This is a genomic window from Ignavibacteriales bacterium, assembly GCA_026390595.1.
Classification (GTDB): domain Bacteria; phylum Bacteroidota; class Ignavibacteria; order UBA10030; family UBA10030; genus UBA9647.
The window spans coordinates 316,593-339,807 of record JAPLFQ010000025.1; the positions used below are offsets into that span (position 1 = coordinate 316,593).

Here is a 23,215-nt window from a genome sequence, read left to right on the forward strand (position 1 = left end):
CCGAACCAAGATTCTAGTATGAATAGATGAATCGCTTGAATTCGACGCGGTCTCCAAAGTTGACCAAGAGTCCCAGCTCGAACTTTGTGTTCCTGAGGTATCCCAGGATTTGAGATTCATGAATTTTGGACAATGATCGAACTGCTTTGATTTCCACCAGCACGAGATTTTCGACCACCACATCAACGATTTGCTCGCCAATGTTCTGCTCTTCAAAGATAACCGGAAGACATTTCTGTTGCTCCACTTTCAGACCGAGCTTTCTAAGCTTGACGCAGAGCGCGTTTTCGTAGGTTTTTTCTGCTAGCCCCTTGCCCAGAGAATTGTGAACATCAAATGAAGCCCCTATGATCTTCTCCGTGATGTCGCTGTGCAACAGGGTTGACATTGATCCTAGCACTCCCGTCCGCGAGGATCCGCAACTATCCGCGCATGATCAGTTTGGACATTCCCTCAGTTTTGGCCGTTCCGCATCAAAAAAGTGACAAAATATAGCACTAATCATATGGAAAAGAAAAGAAATGGAGCTTGAGAGGTCTGAGTCTGCTCATTGAGTTTATGCATGTCGGACAACTGTGACCTTGGCCTCCGGATCGAAATTGTCTTGACATTGGCCGTTCTTTTGAGTATAATTTCACCCCCATTTTTGTGTAAAACGGGGTGTTTTTGTCAAAAACTTGAGGATTTTGAAAGGATTTATGGCCACAACTGCAGATTTTCGTGTTGGTATGGTAATCAAATTCAATGGCGAGCTTCATCGGATCGACGAATACATCCATCGCACACCTGGGAATCTTCGTGCTTTCGTCCAGGCAAAACTGCGCAACCTCAAGAGCGGCCGGGTCACTGAAACCAGGTACCGGTCCGGCGAGGAAGTGGAGGAGGTGCGTCTGGAGCAGAAAGATTTCACCTATCTCTACCACGATGGGGCAAGCTATCAGTTTATGGACAAGGAGTCCTACGAACAGATGCCGGTTTCAGACGCTGTGTTGGGTGATGGGGCCAAATTCCTCAAAGAAGGCGAAACTGTGAAGCTGATGATGGTAGGTCTGGACATCGTGGCCTGCGAAATCCCCTTCAACGTCGAGCTCAAAGTTGTCGAGACCGTTCCGGGTGTCCGGGGTGATACCGCCTCGGGTGCAACAAAGCCAGCGAAGGTCGAGTCAGGCGCCGTTGTCAACGTGCCGCTGTTCATCAACGAAGGTGATGTGATTCGTGTCGATACCCGGACGGGGGACTATCTGGAACGGGTAAAAAGCTAGGGGCGCAGCCCCACACTCTCCAAGTCTTAGAGAGTGCAACGAACGAGCTCAAAGGCTCTCGTTACACACAATAACCCCGGGAAATCCATGGACCTTGCATACGTCAAGAAGGTGATCAAGCTTATTGAGAAGAGTGAAGTAGACGAGATTGAGATTGAGGAGGAGGGGAAGAAGATCCGCGTGGCGAAGCACAAGAATTCTCAACCTATGTACATTTCCCAGGTCGCCGCGCCCGCTCATCAGGCGCAAACAGCTCCAAGCCTCACGTCAGCTCCCGCCGCAGCTCCTCAGGCCCCGCAAGCGGCCAAGACGGAGACGAAACTCTATGAAGTCCGATCCCCCATCGTTGGCACGTTTTACCGCGCTCCCGCACCGGACGCGGAAAACTATGTCGAAGTCGGTCAGACAGTCAGCGTCGGAACAGTGTTGTGCATCGTGGAAGCGATGAAGCTGATGAACGAGATCGAATCTGACGTCAACGGAAGGATAGCGCAGACCCTTGTCGAGAACGGCAAGCCGGTCGAATACAATCAGGTTCTCTTCCTGATTGAGAAGTCGTAGTCAGCCGCACGCGCCCCGCCTGGGGTTTGCCGTCAAGCCCGAACCCAAAGAACTTCTACGTAAGGAATCGCTTTGTTCAATAAAATGCTCATAGCAAACCGGGGAGAGATCGCGCTCCGGATTATCCGTGCCTGCAGGGAACTCGGCATCAAAACGGTCGCTGTATATTCGGAAGCAGACCGGTATTCGCTGCACGTGCGGTTTGCGGACGAGGCCGTGTGCATTGGTCCGCCGCAGAGCAAGGAGAGCTACCTGAGCATTCCCCGCTTGATCGCGGCGGCTGAGGTGACCAACGCGGACGCCATTCACCCCGGCTATGGATTCCTTGCAGAAAATGCTAATTTCGCGGAGATCTGTTCAACATCTGGCTTGACGTTTGTTGGCCCCAAACCCGAATCCATTACCTCGATGGGCGACAAGTCGCTCGCGAAGGAGACAATGAGGAAGGCCGGCGTTCCGGTGATACCCGGTAGTGACGGCGTCGTCTCCGACATCAACGATGCGAAGCGTCTGGCGGGGGATATCGGCTACCCGATTATTATCAAGGCAACCGCAGGCGGCGGCGGCCGGGGCATGCGCATCGTGCGCGAAGAATCTGAGCTCGAAAATGCGTACCGGACTGCGAGCCATGAGGCGGAGAAGGCATTCAGCAATCCCTCGGTGTATTTCGAAAAATATCTCGAGCATCCGCGCCACATCGAAATCCAGGTGATGGGGGATCGTCACGGCAACGTCATTCATTTCGGCGAGAGGGATTGTTCCATCCAGCGGCGTCACCAGAAGCTGGTCGAGGAATCTCCCTCCCCGGCGCTCACCCCGGAACTGCGGGAGGCGATGGGAACGGCAGCCGTCAAGGGGGCGAAAAGCGTCCACTACCTGGGGGCCGGGACAATAGAGTTCCTGCTTGACGACAAGAACTTCTATTTCATGGAAATGAACACCCGGATTCAGGTTGAGCATCCGGTGACAGAAGAAGTAATGGGGACCGACCTGCTGAAACTGCAAATCGAAGTCGCAGCGGGCGCGAAACTCAAGAAGCAGAATGCGAAGCCCGAATGGCACGCCATGGAATGCCGCATCAACGCGGAAGATCCGGCATTTGACTTCCGTCCGTCTCCCGGAAAGATCACCAGCTTCCATATGCCGGGAGGCTTCGGCGTCCGCGTGGACACCCATGCGTATGCCGGCTACGAGATTCCGCCATATTATGATTCCCTCGTCGCAAAGCTCATCGTCAAGGCCAAGACGCGGGAAGAGGTCGTGGAAAAGATGTATCACACACTGGATGAGTTCATCATCGAAGGGATTCAGACCACGATACCGTTCCACAAGAAGCTGATGCGGAACGAAAAGTTCCAGAGCGGTGTCTTCGACACGAAGTTTATCGAGCAATTCAACTACAAGGACTGACCGTTGTTGCGCCGGTACCAGACGGGTCCGGCCGGAACGTCTCACGATGCCAACCAGACGAGGGTACAATGAATTTTCCCGACAACCTCAAGTATACGAGCGACCACGAATGGATCCGCGTTGAAGGTGACTCAGGATGGGTGGGGATCACTGACTATGCTCAGAGCGAACTTGGTGATGTGGTATTTGTCGAACTCCCCGCAGTAGGTACGAAGGTTGCCCAGGGCAAATCGATGGGCACCATCGAAGCCGTGAAAGCGGTCTCCGATCTCTTCGCGCCGGTGTCCGGCGAGGTCCTCGAAGTGAACAAGGAAATCGTGTCGAGCCCCGATGCGTTAAACAAGGACCCTTACGGCAAGGGATGGATGATCAAGATGCGCATTGGAAATCCCGCCGAATTGGCCGCCCTGCTCGATGTCGGAGCATATCAGAAAACCGTTGCCAAGTAACGGACGAGCAGCGCTCGATCCGGCACGCCCGCGTCTTGAAAGAAAGGCGTGGTTTCTCTACATTGACTCATCAATGAGCGACGGTTCGGCACTCCCTCCGCCGATTGTTCGCATTGAGCCAGATGTCAATGATTTCCCACTATGAAGAATCCGGCTGACGCAAAACCTGTTATTGGGCTGTTTAGAAAACTCAGCCGGGCTCAGCGGTCGTTTGTCGCTGCGATCGCGCTGGTGCTACTCCCTGCCTGCCTCGGACTCGCGTATCTCATAACGGATTTCTGGACTACATCGAAGACGAAGAACCGCGTGTTCGTTTCTGCCACCGCGCGAGACACTCTGATTCTTTCCGGGTACGATCACACGGTCAGGGCTTTTAATGTGGCACAGGAAGCGTATGCCGATCCGGCGAAACGCGATTCCCTGCGCCCTATCTTCGATGCCAGGGTAAGGACTCTCCACGGCATCGCCACGGAGTATGTCAACCTCCTGACGGATTTGCCGGCTCCCGACAGGGATCGGCTTGAGGGTGCCTTTTCCCTCCTCTGGCAAATTTTCGACGAACTCGTCGGACGATCGACGAAGGCGTTCACTTCGGTCCCGCCGAAACGTGCTTCGGTTGGTGGGGCAGCCCCGTCTGGTGTCCGTCAACCCCAGCAGTCGTTTCTCCAAGATCCCAATCTGTTTTTCAGCAAGATGCGGGAGAGTCTCGACCGGTCGTTACGCTCCGAGTTGGAGGAGGATCTACTTCTGGTTCAACGAGCGCGCGCCGAAGCGGAAGTGACCACCTACCGCGGCTTCTTCATCGCATTTTTCCTGTTCGGTCTCGGGGCAACCCTGGCGGTGATTGTCGTGGCGCGCGGGCGAAAGAACGAGGAAGGAAGAAGGCGGTACGAGACGCTGCTTGATGCTTCGCTCAATCCGATCGAAGTGGTCAATCTGCATGGCAAGATTCTCTATGTGAACCCGGCCTCTGAACGATGGAGGGGAATGGCATCGGCTGACCTCCTCGGCCACTCGATCTTTGACGCGGTGCAGGTGCCCCGCCACAGCCAGGAAAAGGCCGAGCTCTGGCTCCGCATCGCGGAGGTGTTGAAGTCGGGACACGCGTGGTCGGGGGAAGTGGAACTCCCGCGGAGCAGGGGCGAAGTAAGCTACATGCTCCTCATCCTCTCTCCGGTTCTGAGCGCGGACGGCCGGCTCATCGAAGCGATCGGGATCTATCACGACGTGACGGAACGGCGCGAACTCGCCCGGAAATTCGAGGAGTCGCAGGAGAAATACCAGAACATCGTCGAAAGCTCTCTCGACGGTATCGTGATTGTCCAGGAGGGAAAGCTGGTATTCGTCAATACATCGTCGGCGAAAATATTCGGCTATGAATCGCCGGAGGATATGAAGGATGTGAGTTTCGAGGACACGGTCGCCCCATCGAACCGCTTCCTCGTTCTGGAAGGGTATGAAGGGCGGGCGATCGGCGAGGATGTGCTCAGGAACTTCGAGATGAAAGGGCTGTCGAAACAGGGGAGGGTGATCGATCTCGAAGTCAACGCGAAACTTGTTTCCTGGAACGGGAAACCGGCCGTCCAGGCTTCGTTCCGGGATATTACCAAGAGAAAATCACTCGAACGCGAGCAGGCCCTCTGGCTCTGGGAGCAGGAGACCATGAGCACGATCGATCGCCAGCTCGTCTCCAGCGTGAGCCTTCAATCGGTTCTTGATGCAATTTCGTACCATGCCAAGGCGCTCACCCGCGCTGACTGGGCCGGCGTGATCATGGTGGATCTGGATACCAACCTGGCTCGTTGGCGTGCGGTCACGGGAAACAGGGTGCCCATGCCGGATTTGCCGCTGCACCTCGAAAAGGTACATGCGGCGATCATACGGTCCAAGGAACCCGTTGTCATGAAGGACCTTGGCGTCTCGGCGGACTTCCCTGTGGAACAGTTCCCGCCGTTTGCGGAGGAGAAGATCATTGCCGCCGTCCGGTTCCCTCTCATCGTCGAGAACGAAATCCGGGGTCAATTGGTGATCGGGTATCGCCGTCCGCACGACTTTGCCGCACGCGAAATGCGGCTGCTCACGTCGCTTGCCGAAAAATCATCCATAGCCCTCGCAAATGCGGAGTTGTACGACAACCTCCTCTCCCGCGAGAAGGAACTGGAGTTGCTGTCGGGCGCCCGAGTGCGGGCGCAGGAAGATGAACGGCGCCGTATCGCCCGCGAGATTCACGACAGCCTTGGCCAGATGCTTACGGCCATCAAGTTCAATGTCGAAATCCTGGAAGATGCCGCCGGCCTGCAGACGGAGGAAGACGCCAAGAGGCTCGTCGACATCAAGTCCTTGCTCGATAACGCCATGGCAGAAGCACGGGAGATCTCCTACAATCTGATGCCGAGCGTGCTTGTGGATTTTGGCCTTGTCCCTGCACTCCAGTTTTTGGGTGAACAGTTCTCCAAGAGCAACCAGCTTACTGTCAAGGTCCATACCAACGGGGTGGAGGGCAGACTCGATCCGTCGATAGAAGTCGGACTGTACAGGATCGCACAGGAAGCCCTCAACAATATCGCCAAGCACGCCGGTGCAACGGAAATCAATGTTCAACTGATCGGCGACTCGAAGTCGATGAAGCTGATCATCGAAGATGACGGGAAGGGGTTTCACGTCAGCCGCTTCGAACCCCAGACGCACCAGCGCCGGGGTATGGGGCTCGTGAGCATGCGTGAGCGCGCTGCTTCCTTCAACGGGGTCTTTGTGCTCGATTCGCATCCCGGCCATGGAACAGAAATCATTGTGGAAGTACCAAGAATGGATTCCGAGAACAATGGATAAAATACGCATCCTCCTTGCAGACGATCACATGCTGATCCGCAGCGGCATCGCTACGCTTCTTCAGAGCATCAAGGACTTTGTTATCGTTGGTGAAGCGGAAGACGGCGAGGATGCTGTGCACAAGACAAGCGAGCTGCGCCCGACGGTTGTCGTGATCGATCTCTCCATGCCGAAGCTCTCCGGCATCGAAGCGACGAAGATCATCAAGAAACGGTATCCGGAGACGAACGTCCTGGTGCTGACGATGCATGAGAACGAGGAATACGTCTACCAGATCCTGAAATCCGGTGCGTCGGGGTACGTGCTCAAGAGCGCTGGAAAAGATGAGTTGGCGACGGCAATACGCGCGGCGGCGAAGGGGGAAAAATTCTTCAGCCCGAGGATTTCACAGCTGATGGCCGAAGGATATGTGAAACGCGTCGAGAAGGGGGGGCAGGATGCTGCCCGGGTGGATGTGACATTGACGAGAAGAGAGCGGGAAATCCTCGCGCTCGTGGCCAGCGGGTTGACAAACCAGCAGATTGCAGATCAGCTTTTCATCAGCCCCAGAACCGTGGATACGCACAGGACCAACCTCATGCAGAAACTCGAGATCCATGACCTGGCGAACCTTGTGCGCTATGCCATTGAACACGGCATCATCGCGGAAGGGGACGGGCTCAGATCCTGACGGCCCTAAAACGCGGCCGCCCCTCGTATTAATTCCTATCGGTTCTCGTTGATCTTGAATTTCTTCATCAGCCGGTACATCGTTGCCCGGCCAATCTTCAACCGCCGTGCCGCTTCAACGATATTTCCCTCCGTCGCTTTCAGAGCCTGACGAAGGCTTTCCTCTTTGACTTTTTCAAGCGACCTCACGTGCTCCGGTCCCAGGGAAAGCGGGGAGCTGTTGCTCGCGTCTTCGCGTGACCCGAACGTCACAACTGCCAGCGGGAGATCCTTGTCGGTGATGACGGGTCCGTCTGCCATAAGGACGGCCCTCTGGATGGCGTTCTCCAGTTCTCGGACATTCCCGGGCCATGGATATTCATAGAGGAGCTTAAGGGCCTTTTTCGAGAAGCCTAGTCCGGTTTTCGATACTTCGACGGTGAACTTCTTCAGGAATGTCTCTGCGAGAAGCAGAATGTCGGAGCGCCGCTCGCGCAGCGGGGGAAGCATGATGGGGAACGTAGCCAGCCGGAAGTACAAGTCTTCCCGGAACAGTTTCTGTGAGACGGCCTTCACAAGATCGCGGTTTGTGGCCGATACCAGGCGGACGTTCGTGGTCAGCGTCTCGTTCCCTCCGACACGCTCGAATTGCTTGTTCTGAATGACTCGAAGGAGCTTGGCCTGGAGGCTGAGGTCGAGTTCGCCGATCTCATCCAGGAAGAGTGTGCCCCCCTGAGCCTGTTCGAATTTTCCGATTCGCCGCTGGTGCGCCCCTGTGAAGGCTCCCTTCTCGTGTCCGAAAAGCTCACTCTCGAGGAGGTCGTGGGGAATCGACGCGCAGTTGACGACGACGAACGGATCCTTCTTTCTTGATCCATTGTAGTGAATGGCGCGCGCAATCAGTTCCTTCCCCGTCCCGCTTTCACCAAGAATCAGGACGCAAATCTCGTTGTCTTTCACCTTCTGAACAAGCTTGAACACTTCCTGCATCGCCCCGTTGTCGGAGATGATGTTGTCGAAGTGTACCGGTTTGCCCACGGCCTCGCGCAAGCGGGCAACTTCCCTTGACAAGTCGTGAGTCTGGATCGCGTTCTTGACGCTTATTTCCAGCTTGGCGAAATCGACGGGCTTGGAGAAGTAGTCGGTGGCTCCGAGCTTGAGCGTTTCAATGGCCACATCGATCTTTCCCTGAGCGGAGAGCATGATCACCGGGACGTCCGGATACTGGCTCTTGATCTCTTTCAGGGTGTCGACACCGCCGATGCCCGGCAGCATGATGTCCAGAAGTACGACATCCGGTACTGCGCTCAGGTTTTCAAGACATGCCTCGCCGGTCGGGAAACACCGCGCCTGATATCCCCATTTCTTCGTAACCCAGTGTTCGAGCAGTTTGGAGATGGTTTCCTCGTCATCGACAACATAAATGAGCCGTTCTTGAGCCATAAGTACATCCTTCTCGCCTAGTTATTCCCGCTTCTCGGGAACTGGAGTGTGAAAGCAAGCCCCTGTTCATATCCCTGAACGTTCAACAACCCCCCCTCAAGTTCCACAACATGTTTCGCAAATGCAAGACCGAGCCCTTCGTGATGAATCTCGATGCCGGGAGACTGTATCCAACGAAACGCGTTACTAACGCCGCTGACTGAGACACTCAGAAGACCTCTGTCCCGGTTTACGATCTCTATTTCCACGGACGTCGGGCGCTGTACGGCGCTGATCTCGATGAGTCCGCCCGCCGGCGCTATACTCAGTGCGTTTGTAAGCAGGTTCTCCAGGATCTGTACGAGGCGCTCGGGATCAGCCCCCTCGACAAAGACGCCTGGCTGGCAGCGCTGCTCTATGGTGACACCCTTCGCCTGTGCGCTTTGAGCGATGCTTTCACACGCCCGCTGTGTGAGAAGCGACAGATCCTCGCTCCGCTTTTCAGAAAGCTGTTTGTTCCGCTGGATGACCTCCGACTCGAGATACTCATCGAGAAACTCCGAAAGGCGCCTTCCCGCATTGCGTATGATCTCTACATATTCCTGCTTCGCATGTTGGGGAAGTTGCGGGTCGCTGAGCATTACCTCAGAATACCCGATAATAGTGGTCAAAGGAGTCCGGATTTCATGCGAGATGCGGGTCAGAAATTCGGACTTCCAGATGTCGTTGACAAACGTAGCGTTCATGGTCACGGCGGTTTCACCAATCATATGGATGATGTTCGGACCGCGTTGCACTCCTCTTTGCATTCGAATCGCGAGGAATCACGCGCGGACACAATCATGTTTCACTACATCCACTCAATTGATATGCCAGAAGATTAACGACTCAAAACTGTGCAAAAGAGAGCGCAAACAACACTGTCACTGCTGGCGCAGAGCAGCTGTTTCTCAAAATGAGATCGCAAAACACTCAATCATCGAAACCCATAGAATATAATGGAAAATCCCCCAACTTCAAAGGCGGGTACTCGTCATGGTCACCAGTGTACCGGGATGAGTCAGAATACTCATGGTGAGACATGTCATGAGACAGCAGATCAAATTTCTTCTGGATTTATTGGGCTCCTGCTCTCTGGCACACGGATTGATGGACTACATGCAGCTATGAAACCTCAAACAAAAAATACCAACTTGGAGTCAACAATGAAGAAGTCAATCGTAGTTATCGCCCTCGTAGTCCTGAGCTTCGCAGTTGCACAAAACGCAATGGCGCAGGCAACGGCCACACAGAATGTCAGTCTGGCTGTCAACGCAGTGTACAAGATCGCGACCTCCGGCAACCCCGGCGCAATGACCATCACCACAGGTACTGCCGGAACGAACGCACTGACCTCAGTCACAGACGCTTCGACCAACTATAGCATCACACAGAATTTTGCTTCGACAGTGAAGATCACTGCAAACCTCGACGCAGCCCTGGCAGCCGGTTACACGCTGCAGATCAACCTGGCGAGCGTCAAGGGAACGAGTGCTGGAAATGTTGACATCTCTGCCACGACCCCGGCCAGTGCGGCGAGTGTTGTCACAGCGATTGGCCTCGGTGCCGATGCAAGCAAGACGATCACCTACACCTTCGGTGCAAACGCTTCCGCCGGCACGCTTGCCTCGACTGCGAAGGTTGTGACATTGACTCTGACCAACTAGTCTGCCGGAACAGCCCGTCGCCTCCGTGCAAGACTGAGGGGCCGTCAATTGGGAGTTGACGGCCCCTTCGTATTTTTAGCCGGCCTTGGACCATGACCATCGTGAGCAGACTCAAAAACACCCGTTTATGTCTCACGATGAGACACAAAGAGACAGCGACCTCCAGTATCTGATAATACAGCAAAAAGGCCAAACAATATGGCTAATTCAAGGTCATACAGGAGTGTCTCAAAGTGAATCATAAAGAGCCTAATGAGACAGCTTCGGATCGGCTCTCATCGCAATTGCCCTGTGTTTACAGTTGCTTTCGATTTGGCACGGGCTTTGAGTAAGTGTAATGCAGATATGAAACCTCAAACAAAAAAATCTAACTTGGAGCCAACAATGAAAAAGTCAATCGTAGTTATCGCCCTCGTAGTCCTGAGTTTCGCAGTTGTACAGAACACAATGGCGCAGGCCACTGCAACACAGAATTTCAATCTGGCTGTCAACGCAGTATACAAAATCGCGACCTCTGGCAACCCCGGCTCAATGACCGTCACGACCGGAACGGCCGGAGCAGACGCACTAACCTCCGTCACAGACGCTTCGACCAACTATAGCATCACACAGAATTTTGCCTACACAGTGAAGGTCACAGCAAACCTCGATGCAGCCCTGGCAGCCGGTTACACGCTGCAGATCAACCTGGCGAGCGCCAAGGGAACGAGTGCTGGAACCGTTGACATCTCTGCCACGACCCCGGCCAGTGCGGCGAGTGTTGTCACAGCGATTGGCCTCGGTGCCGATGCAAGCAAGGCGATCACCTACACCTTCGGTGCAAACGCTTCCGCCGGCACGCTTGCCTCGACCGCGAAGGTTGTGACGCTGACACTGACCAACTAAGAGTATCGCTTCACCAGCTGCCTCCGAGCATGGAGAGGGCCGTCAATGTGGGAGTTGACGCCCTCTCTGTGTTTTTATACGGCTTCCTCGATTGCCTCATCTCACCGTTCGCTTTGTCACTCCGGGATTGAACTCGAAAGGTCCGACTTGCGTCGGTCGAGCAAACTGAAAAACGGAGTCGCATGGTGAGACAAGCTCGCAGATCTCCATTCGAGGTGGGGCTCACGCACCAGCAGAAGCAGTGCATTGCACAGGTTCGCATAAAGTCCTCGCGATCTCGAAATGGAACCACAGAATCACTATGAGACACCAGGCTCACGAAAGGACTGTAAAATCAAAGGAAATCAGCACGTTTGGACTGGCACGGCGTTTGTGCATTGTATAACAGAAAGCACCAATAACATCAATCTTAGAGAGTTGGAGGATGCAATGAAGAAGGTTCTCACGATAGTCGGAGCAGCGGTCCTGAGTTTTGCACTGGTTCAGAACGCGATGGCGCAAGCCACTGCAACCCAGAACGTCAGCCTGGCTGTCAATGCAGTCTACAAGATCGCAACCTCCGGAAACCCCGGCGCAATGACCATCACCACAGGTACTGCCGGAACGAACGCACTGACCTCAGTCACAGACGCTTCCACCAACTATAGCATCACACAGAATTTTGCCTCCACCGTAAAGATCACAGCAAACCTCGACGCAGCCCTGGCAGCCGGTTACACGCTGCAGATCAACCTGGCGAGCGTCAAGGGAACGAGTGCAGGAAACGTTGATATCTCTGCCACGACCCCGGCCAGTGCGGCGAGTGTTGTGACTGCGATTGCTCTGGGTGCCGATGCAAGCAAGACGATCACTTACACCTTCGGTGCAAACGCTTCCGCCGGCACGCTTGCTTCGACTGCGAAGGTTGTGACATTGACACTGACCAACTAACGTAAGAGTGGATTCGATAGATGCCAACTTCAAAGGCATCGTATCAGGAATAAATAGAATCGAACGACCATGAACTACTCAAATAGCAAAATCGCCCTGAGAATCTGGATAGCCGCAGCCCTCGGAATTCTGGCCTCGGTTCCCGCTTTCGGACAAGAAGCGAGTACGAGCCAGACACTCACGCTCCAGGTTTTCGAAACCAACAGGATCGACGTTAGTCAGCGTGCCGTGACGATGGTGATCAACCAGGCGTCCCTTGAGACGGGGAATCCGGTTGAAGCGGTCAACGAGGATGGCAACCTGACATGGATTACCAACGGCGACGACAAGAAGATCACCGTCGCTTCGAACAATTCTGCCCCGCGGTTCCTCGTGAAAGTCCATGCCCTTGACATCACCGGCTCAACCGGCGTTGCCGCTCCCGAAATCACGCTGAGCGACAACACGACCAGAGATCTCGTTGTAGGAGTTACCCGCAGCTACGGGAAGTGCAAGATCCGGTTTGTGGCAGCCGCCAAGGTCTCAGACGGGATTGGAACGGAAACACACGTGATTACCTACACTGTCACGGGCGGTTGATTCCAGATTCCCATCCTGAGACACGCTTGAATCTCATTTTGATAGCCCCTATATTGGGTGAGGCGAAAACTCTATGACTCGCTCACTGACCAGCATCCAACATCCCGTCCCCTTGATGAAATCTCTTGTGCCGCTCACATTCCTGGTTGCCCTGATATGTATCCCGCCAGCGGTACAGGCGCAGCCCTACGGATCGGCATCTCGCACCGTCTCGGTCTCGGTTTCGACAATTACCAATGTCGCTGTGACTGGAAACGTAAGCCTGACGATCGGCCTCGCGAATGTCACTGCTGGTGTGGATCTCATGGGACCTGTGACGAGCACCGCGACGAGTCTTCTGTGGGGTATCAATAGCTCGTTGAAGAAGATTTCTGTGCGGGGGGTTGTCGCCGTTCCCCCCCAGAAGTACATACTGAAAGTCCTCGCAGTGAGTCCGACAACGGGAACGGCGGCACCGGAAGTAACAGTGAGCACAACCGACACAGATTTCATGACGAATGTTGGACGATCCTCCGGAACCTGCACGCTTCAGTACTCGGGGTATGCGCTTGCTTCAAAGGGGACAGGATCGGATTCGTACACGATTACATTCACCATAGCAACGCAGTAGGGGAAGGTCAACAAGATGAAAAACATCAAGTCGACCGTGACCACGCGAGAGAGCCACACAAGACTGGGGGCTTTGCTCCTGATGGTGTTGTTTGCGGCGGGAGTACTGGTTACAAGAACTCAGGCTCAAAACGGAACCATAACGATGAGTGGGAACGTTGCGACGACGATCACGACTGGTGCTGCGGGAGCACAGCCGGTGCCGGATGTCGACGTGTCACGTACGCTTAAATACTGGAAAAAGGGTGCAATTGCGAAGATCACAGTCCGGACGGTATGCCCCACGCAATCATTCACACTCAAAGTTCTTGCGACGGGTGTCACACGTGGATCTGCCGCTGGGGAAGTGACCTTGGTCGACGGAGCGCTGGATGTGGATTTCATTAAGGACATCCCCAGTACCGGCGCGTGGACGAATGCAACCATAACCCTCCAATTCACTGCTTCAGCGACGTTTGCCCAGGGCAACAGTGTGGAGTTGGGCAATGACTCTCACACGGTTACGTTCACACTGCAAGTGCAATAGGACTCCCATGACAAGACATTTTCTGATTCTCACGACTGCACTGCTTGCAGTGTGCTTTTTCGCTCAGGCGCAGGTTTCCGTTATCGGAGAACTGAGCAACGACAAGGAAGCGAAAGCCGGAGAGAAGTACGAAGGGATCATCAATGTCCGGAACGACACAAATGAACCGCAGGAGGTGAAGGTCTATCAGACCGACTATATGTTCTTCCGCGATGGAACGAACAACTATGCCGATCCCGGGACGGTGGCCCGGTCGAACGCCAAATGGATCGCGTTCAGCCCCTCCTATTCCACAGTCCCTCCGCAGTCGACTATCAGCATTAATTACACCGTGACGATTCCCGAAGAGACGGCGACAACGAAGCTGGTCGGATCGTATTGGAGCATGTTGATGGTGGAAGGGATCGCCAAAGGTTCTGCCGAATCTGCCGTGAACAAGGATCCCAAGAAGTCCCAGATGGGAATCCGCCAGACGATCCGGTACGGTATCCAGATCGCCACGCACATTGCACAGACTGGCATCAAGAAGATCAATTTCATGGATACCAAGCTGCTTCCGGACGAGGGAGGGAAGCGGATCCTCCAGGTCGACATCGAAAACTCCGGTGAACTCTGGAGTCGGCCCGACGTCTATGTCGAGCTTTTTGACAACAAGGGTGTATCCAAAGGGAAGTTCTCCGGAGTCCGGTACCGCCAAGATGTCTATGGCGCTGAATACACGTTGAAGTTTTGAGACGGACTTGTGACACGACACATCTTGACATATCCGGTTTTCCCAAGCCGGATATTTTTTTGTTTCATCCTCTTCATCGCGCTGCATGTCGTGTCGGCGCATGCGTTCCAGTCTCGTTCTGTGGAGGTCGTCCCCAGCAGCGGTACGCGGGTTGAAACTGCCCCGGGGAGACTCCTCACCCTGAGCTTCAGAGTCACCAACACCTCTTCATCCCGAAAGCGATTCGAATCAACCGTCGTCACTCCCTCCGGTTGGCGGAGACTCGCCAGGGACTTTCCCTTTGAGTTGGAAGCCGGTGGGAGCGACATCCGGCTCCTGAGCATTTCCATACCTGCCGAATCACCGGCCCGGGACTATACGCTTCGCTACGGCGTGAAGGACCCGTCCAATCCGTCCGAAGCAGCCGAGGTCACGATGACAATCGCGATCACGGGTGTGAAGGAACAGGGTTTGAAGCTCATCGAGTCACCCCGCATCGCCGTTGCCGGTGAGGCCTATACCTCAGTGTTCGTGCTTAACAACAAGGGGAACGTCGCCAACGTGGTGCGCCTGTTGGCGCATTCGAGTGCCGGATTCCCTGCCGTGCCGGACTCCGCAGCTCTTCACGTCGGTCCCGGAGAGACCCGTACGATCCGCGTCAAAGTATCTACCGACCCGGCGCTGACGGCCAAGTTGCAGGATATTCTTGAGCTCACTGCCGAGCTGGATACGGCCAACACCGCGAAGGCCAGCAGTTTTGTCGAAGTGGTTCCACGGGTCACTGGATCGGAAGAACGCTACGTCAGGTTCCCGGTTCGGGCGCTGATACGCTTCGCGGGGGAGCAGGAAAAGCGCGGGACTCAGCTTGAACTTTCCGGCTCAGGTCCGCTGGGGAACAACGAGGAGAACCGGCTGGATCTCCTCATCAGGACTCCGGACATACAGCAGAAATCGGTCCTGGGACGGCGCGATGAATATCAGCTCGCATACATCGGTAAGTCCTTTGAAGCATTCGTCGGGGACAAGAATTTCAGCCTCACCCCTCTGACCGAATACAACCGCTATGGCTTCGGCGCAAGCGGGAACGTGAAAGTGAACAGGATGTCGGCGGGAGCGTTCTACAACGAGGCCCGGTTTTTCTCGCCGAAGCAAAGGGAGTGGGCCGGCTATCTGAACTATCGCGTTCTCGATGCCGCCCAGGTCGGACTGAATTATCTTGGAAAGCAGGAGCCGGGTTCGAGCAGCGTTGTGACGATTCGCACTCTCGCTCAGCCGATGAACAGGAGCGAGTTGGAACTCGAATACGGGATGAGCAGCCTCTCCGGCCAAACGGACAATGCGTTTTCCGCACGGTGGACCGGATCTGCCAACTGGCTCGCCTATGATACCCGGTATGTACGCGCGGGGACGAAGTATGGCGGCTACTACAAAGACGTCGAATTGAAGAATATCAGCTTCAACCTGATGCCGCTGCGCGACATCCGGCTCGAAGGATTCTACAGGGACGAGCAGCGGAATCTGGATCACGACACGACGCTTCTCCTCGCTCCGCGGGACCGGTATTATCAGGCAGGCCTCAGCATCTCGAATCTGCTGGCGGTGTACTACCGGACGAATGACCAGGACGACCTGCTGCCGGATCCGCATTTCCGCCGTAAGGAGGAGACCTGGCAGGTCCGTGTCGGCTACAACCTCCCCGCGGTCACCGTGATCGCAAGTGCCGATCTCGGTTCGACGGACGACAAGATCGCGGGGATCAAAAACCCGTTCCAGCGGTACTCATCGTACCTGAGCCTCCAGCCCTTCTCGGGACAGACTTACGGTTTCTCGGCGGAGTATACAAAGGACCGCGATCCCTCGACGTTCGAGCAGCAGGAGCGTCTGGCGGGGAGTTTCAGTGTCAACCTTCTGCTCGGTGAAGGAACTCAGTTCTCACTTTCGATCTTCGGAAACCGCGGGTGGGGCGCTGTGGAACAATCGTACACGCTGCTTGATGTGGGATTCGATCACTCGTTTCCCTGGGGACACACCGTGGCATTCCGCGGTCGGCAGAGTATCTTCAGCCCGTCATTCGAAAAGAAAGAAATTGCGTGGCTCGTCGAGTATTCAGTACCGATCGGAGTTCCGATCGCCCGCAGCACTGTCAGCGGTCAGCTTATCGGACGTGTGATGGATGCGGAAAAAGGGACAGGTGTTCGGAACGTCCTCGTCTACGCGGGGGGCGCGACCGCACTCACTGATCGCAACGGTGACTACAATTTCCCATCGCTCAAACCGGACAAGTACTTTATCCAGGTCGACATGACGACCGTCGGTTTGAATCGCGTAACACTTCAGCAGCTTCCGCATGAGTTGACCATCGTCGGCGGGGAAGAAAGCCGGTTCGATGTATCGCTCAGCCGGTCAGTTGTCGTGACCGGGACGGTGCTGATGTTCGGTGCGAAGGAGCAGGCGGCGAACGACACCACGCAGCCGGCAATTGTGGAGCTTGGAGGACATCCAAATGTTATCGTGGAACTCGTGAGCGGTGATGATGTCAATCGCAGGGTTACAGATAGTCGCGGTCGCTTCGCGTTTTCAAACATTCGGCCCGGGCGCTGGACACTTCGCATAGCCGACGGCAATCTCCCGCAGAATTATTACTTCGACAAAGAAGCGGTTGAACTGAACGTTGCTCCGGGTCAGTCCGCTGAACAGACTTTCAAGGCGCTGCCGAAGAGACGGAGAATTCAGATGATCTCGCAGGGCGTCACGATCTCGACATCGCCCGACAAGGGGAAAAAGACTCAGCCGCCGGTCGCGAAGAAAATTATTGAGCCGGTGCCGCAGGTTGCGAAGCCCGCTGAGGCGGCCGCGCTGAAACCGAAATCTGTCATACCAGCTCCCCAGACGGAGATCAAGAACCAAACGATCAGCCCTGTGCAAAGAGCCGAGAAGCCGGCGCAGATGCCTTGCAACGTGGTGTTCTGGCCTGAGAAACTCATTTTCTGTATTGAACATTCAGATTGGCGGAAGAAATCATCTGCAGATTCCGTCGCCGCTGTTCTGGTTCCGAAATCCAGGCTGGCCGTGTTCGTTCGAACAGTCGTTTTGCCCGACGGAAAGTTGAGCTATCGGGTTCTCCTCGGCGGATTCAAGTCACGAAGAGCCGCTGAAAACGCCTGCGAGGCAGTACGTGACCTGAAGTAGAACCCCTCCCTGGTCTACGTACGACGGCATCATCCGACCCGCATTCCCCATCCATTTTCTGTAGAAACTACAACTGTCTCACCTGAGACACTTTTTGAGAGTCTGCTTTTAACGACAGATTTGCGAGTGGTTCTGCTCGTGTGGCGGACGCTCTCCCCCGGTGAAGTTATGGCACCTATTTTGTCCCTCCTGACGCATGCTAACAAACCAACAAATCGCATTCCCGAACTTGACATTAACACAGTATTTCCGTTATTTCCTAGCGAGCATGAGCCCCAAATCCCTCAGATTGTCACTCATTTTCTGCATTTGTTTTCCCCTGGTCGCACTCGCCCAAACGGGTACGAGCGTCGTTCAGTCGCTTACCATCGAAGTGAAGCCGATAACAAAAATTGCCGTAAGCGGAAACCCCGGAGCGTTGTACATCACCGATGCCAACGCGGGGTCTGAAGAACTTTCGATAAGCGACAGCCGTTCGAAGTACAGCATGATGACGAACATCGACAACATGAAAATCGTCGCGTCGATCAACACAGCGATGCCAAACGGCACACGGTTGATGATCAAGCTCGAGAGCTCGAGGGGATTGAGCAACGGTTTCGTCGATGTATCGAACGCGATGAGCCCGGTGGAAGTTGTCGCAGGTCTGGCCAAGGGGAGCGATCTCGATCAGTCGATCACATATACCTTCGCAGCAGACGCATCAGTCGGACAAATCACCGCCGATGCGCGCGTGGTGACACTTACGTTGACAAACTAATCGATCGTGTAATGAAGTTCTTGAAGCACATACTCATAGTCTCATCGCTGTTGGCGATTGTCACGATCGAAGCTTCCGCACAGAACTCGAGTTCGGCGAGTCAGATGGTGACGTTCGGTGTGCATCGGTCTGCGCCGGTTATTCTCGCAAGCGCACAGGCCTCGTCAGTTGCTGTGAGCGAAGCGGGCTTCGAGCGTGCGAATCCTTTGAAAGTCACGGTCGGCACGGATTCACGATCGCTTGCCGCTTCGGAAATGGGTTTCGAAGTCTCTGAACAAACGTACGCCGCAAACAAACCAAAATATCCTGCTGTGAAGTCTTTCAACATCAAGACACCACCCGCAGAAAAAGCTGTCTTCACGTTGACAGAGTAGAACGTATCTCAAAAACGCCAACCACGTCATTGCGAGGCGCTTTTGGCCGAAGCAATCTCTCTTTTGTCTCGGCATACGTTGGTGAGATTGCTTCGCTCGCCCCTACGGGGCATCGCTCGCAATGACTTTGAGAGTTTTTGAGATAGCCTCTATTCTCCTTCGCTATAGTTCTTCTGTGTTGAACCGTTCCCGCAACGCCACTGGCGCGATGTATCGTCACGTCCGCGTTCTCCCGCAGATCTGCCCAAGAGCTATCTCAAAAAAAACCTCACGCCCGCCTGCTTCTGGAATTGCCCGAGGCGGGCAGGCTTTGCTCGTCCCTTCCGGAAGAGAGTGGGATCAGGCTCGCTCGCAGTGACCGGTCAATTGACTGAGTGCGTCTTGTTCAAACGGGTCATGATTCCCAACCTTTCAAAGTCACCCCTTGATGTTTCACGTCATTGCGAGTCCCGACGTTTGTCGGGACGAAGCAATCCGGAAGTCGCAACACGATCACGTCGATTTGATGGTCCAATGTTCTGATTATCAGTTGCGTTCGGTCTCTCACGCTCGTCGGGAGCTCGGCTCCCGACGTAATGACCAAGTCCCTCCCTTCGATTTCTGGAATCTCCCGACGACCATGGCAAAGAACAGCACCTTGAGATCGTGAGCGAACCAGCCCGCCTGTGGTATGGCGGGGATCACGATCAGTGAGCGGGTTTGGAAGGAGAGGACACAAACATCCCCTCCGGTGAGGCCGTCCAAATAGTACTTTCAACCGTCGGAGTAAGTTCAAGAGATGACGAATATGAACGATTCTTGAAACTCAACCTGGTCGAAATGACATTTCGACCTACATTTTGGACGGCCTCCACCCGTTGCGAGAGTTCCACTCTCAGATTCTACGCAGGCGACTTCGATTGCTCGATCATCAAGCTCGATCTCCTGGAGTAGAACTCTAGGATGGGCCTTCTTCAACAGTGCAACTGTCGAAGAACGGCAGGCATCCACCCTCGCTGTCCGACAGTTCTACTGTCGGACATACCTCATGCGAGAGTTCCACTCTCGGAACTTGCACAAACAACTCCTCTCAGTGTTCTCACCGCCCGTCATTTCGTGATTTTGCGGCACTTCCTCCCGCGAAATCATAGAAATCGCCCGCCGTCGTTTCCTCCCCGTGTGCTGTGTCACATCCCCAATTCGATCCCGCAATTTCAACATTCGCGAATGCCCAAAATCGCTTTTTTTCGCATTGTTCGAGTCCGAGTGTCTCAGTTTATCTACGGTGTGACCCGTAGTCACACGCGTATTTGCCCGTATTCCCCAAATTACGGTGTATATCCTATGGTTATCGAGGCTCTTCTCGCGCACATTTGAACCACAGAATCATTAGGAGTGGTGTAACCATCATATACTTCAGGAGGCATCGTGAACGCAATAAGAATTCTTATTGCCGACGACCATAGAGATTTCCGCAAGGTTGTCTGTGATTTTCTCAGCCGGCTGCCAAATATTATCGTGGTTGGCGAAGCGGACGATGGCGTCGATGTGATCGAGAAAATGGAGGCGTGCGACCCCGACGTCATCCTGATGGACATCACGATGCCAAGGCGAAACGGGTTGGAGGCCACACGCATCATCAAGAGCCAATGGCCCGAAAAGAAAGTCGTTATTGCCACGATGCATGACAGCGAATTCTACCGCAACCAGGCTGAAGAGGTTCAGGCGGACGGGTTTATCGTGAAATCCTCCATCAGGTCCGGGTTGCTGGCAACGTTTGGTCAGGGAATATTCTCGCCTACGTTCGCAGAAGTGTCTGTCGCCAGCGGCAAGTAGTTCTTACACATTGCTCAGTTAGATGCTTTCTGAGCATTACTCTTAGTTCGGAAGGGATTAAACATGGTCACGCTCAAAGTGCTTCTTGTCGACGATCACGATGGTTTGAGGGGCTCGCTCGCGTCGTTTCTGAAAAAGCAACACGGTGTCGAGATCATCGGTGAGGCCGCGAACGGGGCCAAAGCCATCGAGCAGACCGTCAAGCTCCACCCCGATCTCGTCCTGATGGACTACGACATGCCTGAGTGTGACGGTTTCAAGGCGACCCGGGAGATCAAAGTAAGGGTTCCCAATACCCGTGTCGTCATCCTTTCCGAGGAAGCGGGGGAATCGTATCGGACGATGGCCTGGCGCTCGGCGGCGGACGGGTTCATCGACAAAGGATCGATGAAGAAGGACCTTGCGGCGCTCGTGGTCGATGAACGGCGCAGGCTTGGCGAAGGGGCCTTGGGCCTGGTGGTACCAGGTTTTGCAGCTCCCAACAAATGAAAATGAGCAGGAAACTACTCTCACAAGAATTTGATGACAAACAATCAATCACAACTCATACAACTCAACGAAAGGATCCATATGTGTACAGTCAAAGTGCTTTTGGTGGATGACTTTGAAGGATTCCGGCATTCGCTGCGGGCGTTTCTGCGATCGCAGCCCGGATTCGAAGTCGTCGGTGAAGCGGTAGACGGTAACGACGCAATCGAGAAGGCCGAACAGCTGCATCCGGACCTGGTCCTGATGGACCTGGAGATGCCGAACAAGGACGGCTTCGATGCCACCCGCGAGATCAAGCGCCGGTCACCGGAGACGCGCGTCGTCATTCTGTCGATGCACAACAGCGACGTGTATCGCCGGGCTGCTCGCGAATTCCGGGCGGACGATTTCATCGACAAAAACTCCATGAAATACGCGCTGACCGCGGTTCTGATGAACGAGCAGGCGCGGCGTACAACGCTGGCGGTGAATGCGGCATAATTGAAAAGGTAATGCTCGAACACAAATCACATATCGATCCAAGGGTTAGTTCCCGCTCGTGAGTCAGACCAGGCACATATCGCCTCTGAGGAAGAGCCTTGCCGCGTTTGTACTCACGGCGTTGCTCATTGTCGCGCTGGGTGCGACGGCAACGGCGGGGACTTATTATGGTAAAAATGCCACATCACCTCATCTTACAACCAGTTGGGGGACAACAAGTGGTGGTGGTGGAACAAACCCTGCTAATTTTACAACTGCAGGTGACATTTTTATCATTGAGAGTGGTACCACCATGACCGCCACTGCGGTGTGGACTATTGGTGCAAACCTTACCACGGCTTCCACACTTCAGATTGATAACGGTGGAACGCTGAACATGAGTACGTTCCTGCTTACGCTGGCAAGCTGCAATTTCACCAACGCAGGGGCATACTCTGGCTCAGGCGGGGTCACAATTTCCGGAACCCTGGTGGCGCATTCCATCGCGGGCTTCACGACGACGGGCACGGTGTCGATGACGAAGACCGGGGGGACGGCAACGTTCCAGGGCAATGTTGGTGGTGCCGGACTGACCATCAATGGAACAGGCGGGACGCTCAACTTCGGCGCCGGACTGACGCATACGTTCTCGGGTGCTTGGACAAGAACGGCCGGTACTCTTGATGGCGGTTCGAGTACGCTGAACATTGCCGGCAGCATAAGTGGGACTGGTGGTACGTTTACCGCCGGTACGAGCACAGTAAACTACACCGGTGCTGCGCAGACTGCTGCGGTCGTGACCTACAACAACCTCACGATTTCGGGTACCGGCACAAAGACGTTTGCCACTACTCCGACTGTCAATGGCATCCTTTCGATGGAAGGGAATGCAGCTTCAGGCATTACGGTCACGACTGGAGTCGTGACGTACGGCGGCAGTGCAACGCTTCAATACAACACAGCTACTGCAAGAAATGCCACGACTGAGGAGTGGATAACCCCGTTCGCGGCGACCGGTGGAGTCATTATCGCCAACACAGGCGCGATCACCATGGCTGCGGCGAAAGTCCTCAATAACGGGGTGCCGCTGACCATCAACAACGGGGCGACTTTGATCGGCGGCGCGTTCACACATTCTGTCGGCGGCAACTGGACGAACAACGGCGGTACGTTTACGAGCACTGGGACGACTGTATCGTTTAACGGGACAAGTCCGCAAACCATCGGTGGAACAGGTTCCACGACCTTCAACAATGTGACGCTGACAGGTACTGCCTCCGTGTCAACGGGCGTGGCTACCACCATCGGTGGTACTCTGTCGATCGGAAATGGGACGACATTCACCGCAGCAGGCTTCAATCTGACGGTGACGGGCACGACGACTGTTGGCGCAGGGACGAGCGGCAACCTGACGATCTCTTCTGCTACGGGCACCAAGATCTTCACAGGACTTGTGACGGTCAATGCCGGTGGCACTTGGAACAATTCCGGTAGTTCGCCAATCGAGTTTCGAGGCGGGATAACGAACAACGCTACCGGCACATTCACCGCCGGAACCGGAGTACATACATTCACCACGAATGCTCAGGCGTTGACAGGGA

General features: G+C 54.7%; 23 protein-coding genes. 20 read left to right on the plus strand and 3 right to left on the minus strand.

The window, feature by feature from the left end:
• Positions 1–13: 13 nt before the first annotated feature.
• On the minus strand, positions 14–388 hold the full coding sequence (locus NTU47_15155) for a GxxExxY protein (GenBank protein ID MCX6135147.1): 375 nt from the start codon (positions 386–388) through the stop codon (positions 14–16).
• A 310-nt stretch (positions 389–698) separates the two neighbouring features.
• On the opposite strand from NTU47_15155, the gene efp reads away from it, so the two are divergent.
• The 6 genes from efp to NTU47_15185 all read left to right on the plus strand — a co-directional run bounded on the left by efp (position 699) and on the right by NTU47_15185 (position 7,181).
• Positions 699–1,262 carry an elongation factor P gene (efp, locus tag NTU47_15160; protein ID MCX6135148.1) on the plus strand — a complete coding sequence of 188 codons (564 nt, stop codon included), beginning with the start codon at positions 699–701 and terminating at the stop codon, positions 1,260–1,262.
• Positions 1,263–1,349: 87 nt separating this feature from the next.
• Entirely contained in the window at positions 1,350–1,823 is a 474-nt protein-coding gene (gene accB, locus NTU47_15165) for an acetyl-CoA carboxylase biotin carboxyl carrier protein (protein ID MCX6135149.1), read from the plus strand.
• A gap of 72 nt (positions 1,824–1,895) precedes the next feature.
• Positions 1,896–3,233: an acetyl-CoA carboxylase biotin carboxylase subunit gene (gene accC, locus NTU47_15170; protein MCX6135150.1), complete on the plus strand. Its 1,338-nt coding sequence runs from the start codon at positions 1,896–1,898 to the stop codon at positions 3,231–3,233.
• Positions 3,234–3,301: 68 nt separating this feature from the next.
• Positions 3,302–3,682 carry a glycine cleavage system protein GcvH gene (gene gcvH / locus NTU47_15175; protein ID MCX6135151.1) on the plus strand — a complete coding sequence of 127 codons (381 nt, stop codon included), beginning with the start codon at positions 3,302–3,304 and terminating at the stop codon, positions 3,680–3,682.
• 141 nt (positions 3,683–3,823) lie between these two features.
• Complete coding sequence (locus NTU47_15180; GenBank protein ID MCX6135152.1) at positions 3,824–6,511, plus strand: PAS domain S-box protein; 2,688 nt, start codon at positions 3,824–3,826, stop codon at positions 6,509–6,511.
• A complete protein-coding gene (locus tag NTU47_15185) occupies positions 6,504–7,181 on the plus strand; it encodes a response regulator transcription factor (GenBank protein ID MCX6135153.1) in 678 nt (225 codons plus the stop codon). The genes NTU47_15180 and NTU47_15185 overlap by 8 nt, the downstream gene beginning before the upstream one ends.
• A gap of 35 nt (positions 7,182–7,216) precedes the next feature.
• Here NTU47_15185 and NTU47_15190 read toward each other — a convergent pair whose 3' ends face one another.
• Together NTU47_15190 and NTU47_15195 are read right to left on the minus strand one after the other, a co-directional pair.
• Positions 7,217–8,602, minus strand: a complete 1,386-nt coding sequence (locus NTU47_15190; protein MCX6135154.1) for a sigma-54 dependent transcriptional regulator — start codon at positions 8,600–8,602, stop codon at positions 7,217–7,219.
• Between the two features lie 17 nt (positions 8,603–8,619).
• A complete protein-coding gene (locus tag NTU47_15195; protein ID MCX6135155.1) occupies positions 8,620–9,351 on the minus strand; it encodes a HAMP domain-containing sensor histidine kinase in 732 nt (243 codons plus the stop codon).
• A 435-nt stretch (positions 9,352–9,786) separates the two neighbouring features.
• On the opposite strand from NTU47_15195, the gene NTU47_15200 reads away from it, so the two are divergent.
• The 14 genes from NTU47_15200 to NTU47_15265 form a co-directional block, all read left to right on the plus strand.
• Complete coding sequence (locus tag NTU47_15200; protein ID MCX6135156.1) at positions 9,787–10,287, plus strand: hypothetical protein; 501 nt, start codon at positions 9,787–9,789, stop codon at positions 10,285–10,287.
• Between the two features lie 384 nt (positions 10,288–10,671).
• The gene (locus tag NTU47_15205) at positions 10,672–11,172 is read left to right on the plus strand and encodes a hypothetical protein (GenBank protein MCX6135157.1); all 501 of its coding nucleotides are present in this window, start codon (positions 10,672–10,674) and stop codon (positions 11,170–11,172) included.
• A 429-nt stretch (positions 11,173–11,601) separates the two neighbouring features.
• Positions 11,602–12,102 carry a hypothetical protein gene (locus tag NTU47_15210; protein MCX6135158.1) on the plus strand — a complete coding sequence of 167 codons (501 nt, stop codon included), beginning with the start codon at positions 11,602–11,604 and terminating at the stop codon, positions 12,100–12,102.
• Positions 12,103–12,171: 69 nt separating this feature from the next.
• On the plus strand, positions 12,172–12,681 hold the full coding sequence (locus NTU47_15215) for a hypothetical protein (GenBank protein MCX6135159.1): 510 nt from the start codon (positions 12,172–12,174) through the stop codon (positions 12,679–12,681).
• 73 nt (positions 12,682–12,754) lie between these two features.
• Positions 12,755–13,291, plus strand: coding sequence for a hypothetical protein (locus NTU47_15220; protein ID MCX6135160.1), 537 nt, complete (start codon positions 12,755–12,757; stop codon positions 13,289–13,291).
• 15 nt (positions 13,292–13,306) lie between these two features.
• On the plus strand, positions 13,307–13,816 hold the full coding sequence (locus tag NTU47_15225; GenBank protein MCX6135161.1) for a hypothetical protein: 510 nt from the start codon (positions 13,307–13,309) through the stop codon (positions 13,814–13,816).
• A 7-nt stretch (positions 13,817–13,823) separates the two neighbouring features.
• Positions 13,824–14,549, plus strand: coding sequence for a hypothetical protein (locus NTU47_15230; protein ID MCX6135162.1), 726 nt, complete (start codon positions 13,824–13,826; stop codon positions 14,547–14,549).
• 9 nt (positions 14,550–14,558) lie between these two features.
• Positions 14,559–17,717, plus strand: a complete 3,159-nt coding sequence (locus NTU47_15235) for an SPOR domain-containing protein (protein ID MCX6135163.1) — start codon at positions 14,559–14,561, stop codon at positions 17,715–17,717.
• Positions 17,718–17,985: 268 nt separating this feature from the next.
• Positions 17,986–18,477 carry a hypothetical protein gene (locus NTU47_15240; protein MCX6135164.1) on the plus strand — a complete coding sequence of 164 codons (492 nt, stop codon included), beginning with the start codon at positions 17,986–17,988 and terminating at the stop codon, positions 18,475–18,477.
• Between the two features lie 11 nt (positions 18,478–18,488).
• The gene (locus NTU47_15245) at positions 18,489–18,851 is read left to right on the plus strand and encodes a hypothetical protein (GenBank protein ID MCX6135165.1); all 363 of its coding nucleotides are present in this window, start codon (positions 18,489–18,491) and stop codon (positions 18,849–18,851) included.
• A 1,407-nt stretch (positions 18,852–20,258) separates the two neighbouring features.
• The gene (locus tag NTU47_15250) at positions 20,259–20,666 is read left to right on the plus strand and encodes a response regulator transcription factor (protein ID MCX6135166.1); all 408 of its coding nucleotides are present in this window, start codon (positions 20,259–20,261) and stop codon (positions 20,664–20,666) included.
• A gap of 63 nt (positions 20,667–20,729) precedes the next feature.
• Complete coding sequence (locus NTU47_15255; protein ID MCX6135167.1) at positions 20,730–21,155, plus strand: response regulator transcription factor; 426 nt, start codon at positions 20,730–20,732, stop codon at positions 21,153–21,155.
• Between the two features lie 81 nt (positions 21,156–21,236).
• The gene (locus tag NTU47_15260; GenBank protein ID MCX6135168.1) at positions 21,237–21,635 is read left to right on the plus strand and encodes a response regulator transcription factor; all 399 of its coding nucleotides are present in this window, start codon (positions 21,237–21,239) and stop codon (positions 21,633–21,635) included.
• 58 nt (positions 21,636–21,693) lie between these two features.
• The coding region (locus NTU47_15265; GenBank protein MCX6135169.1) for a hypothetical protein at positions 21,694–23,215 on the plus strand (1,522 nt) is incomplete at its 3' end.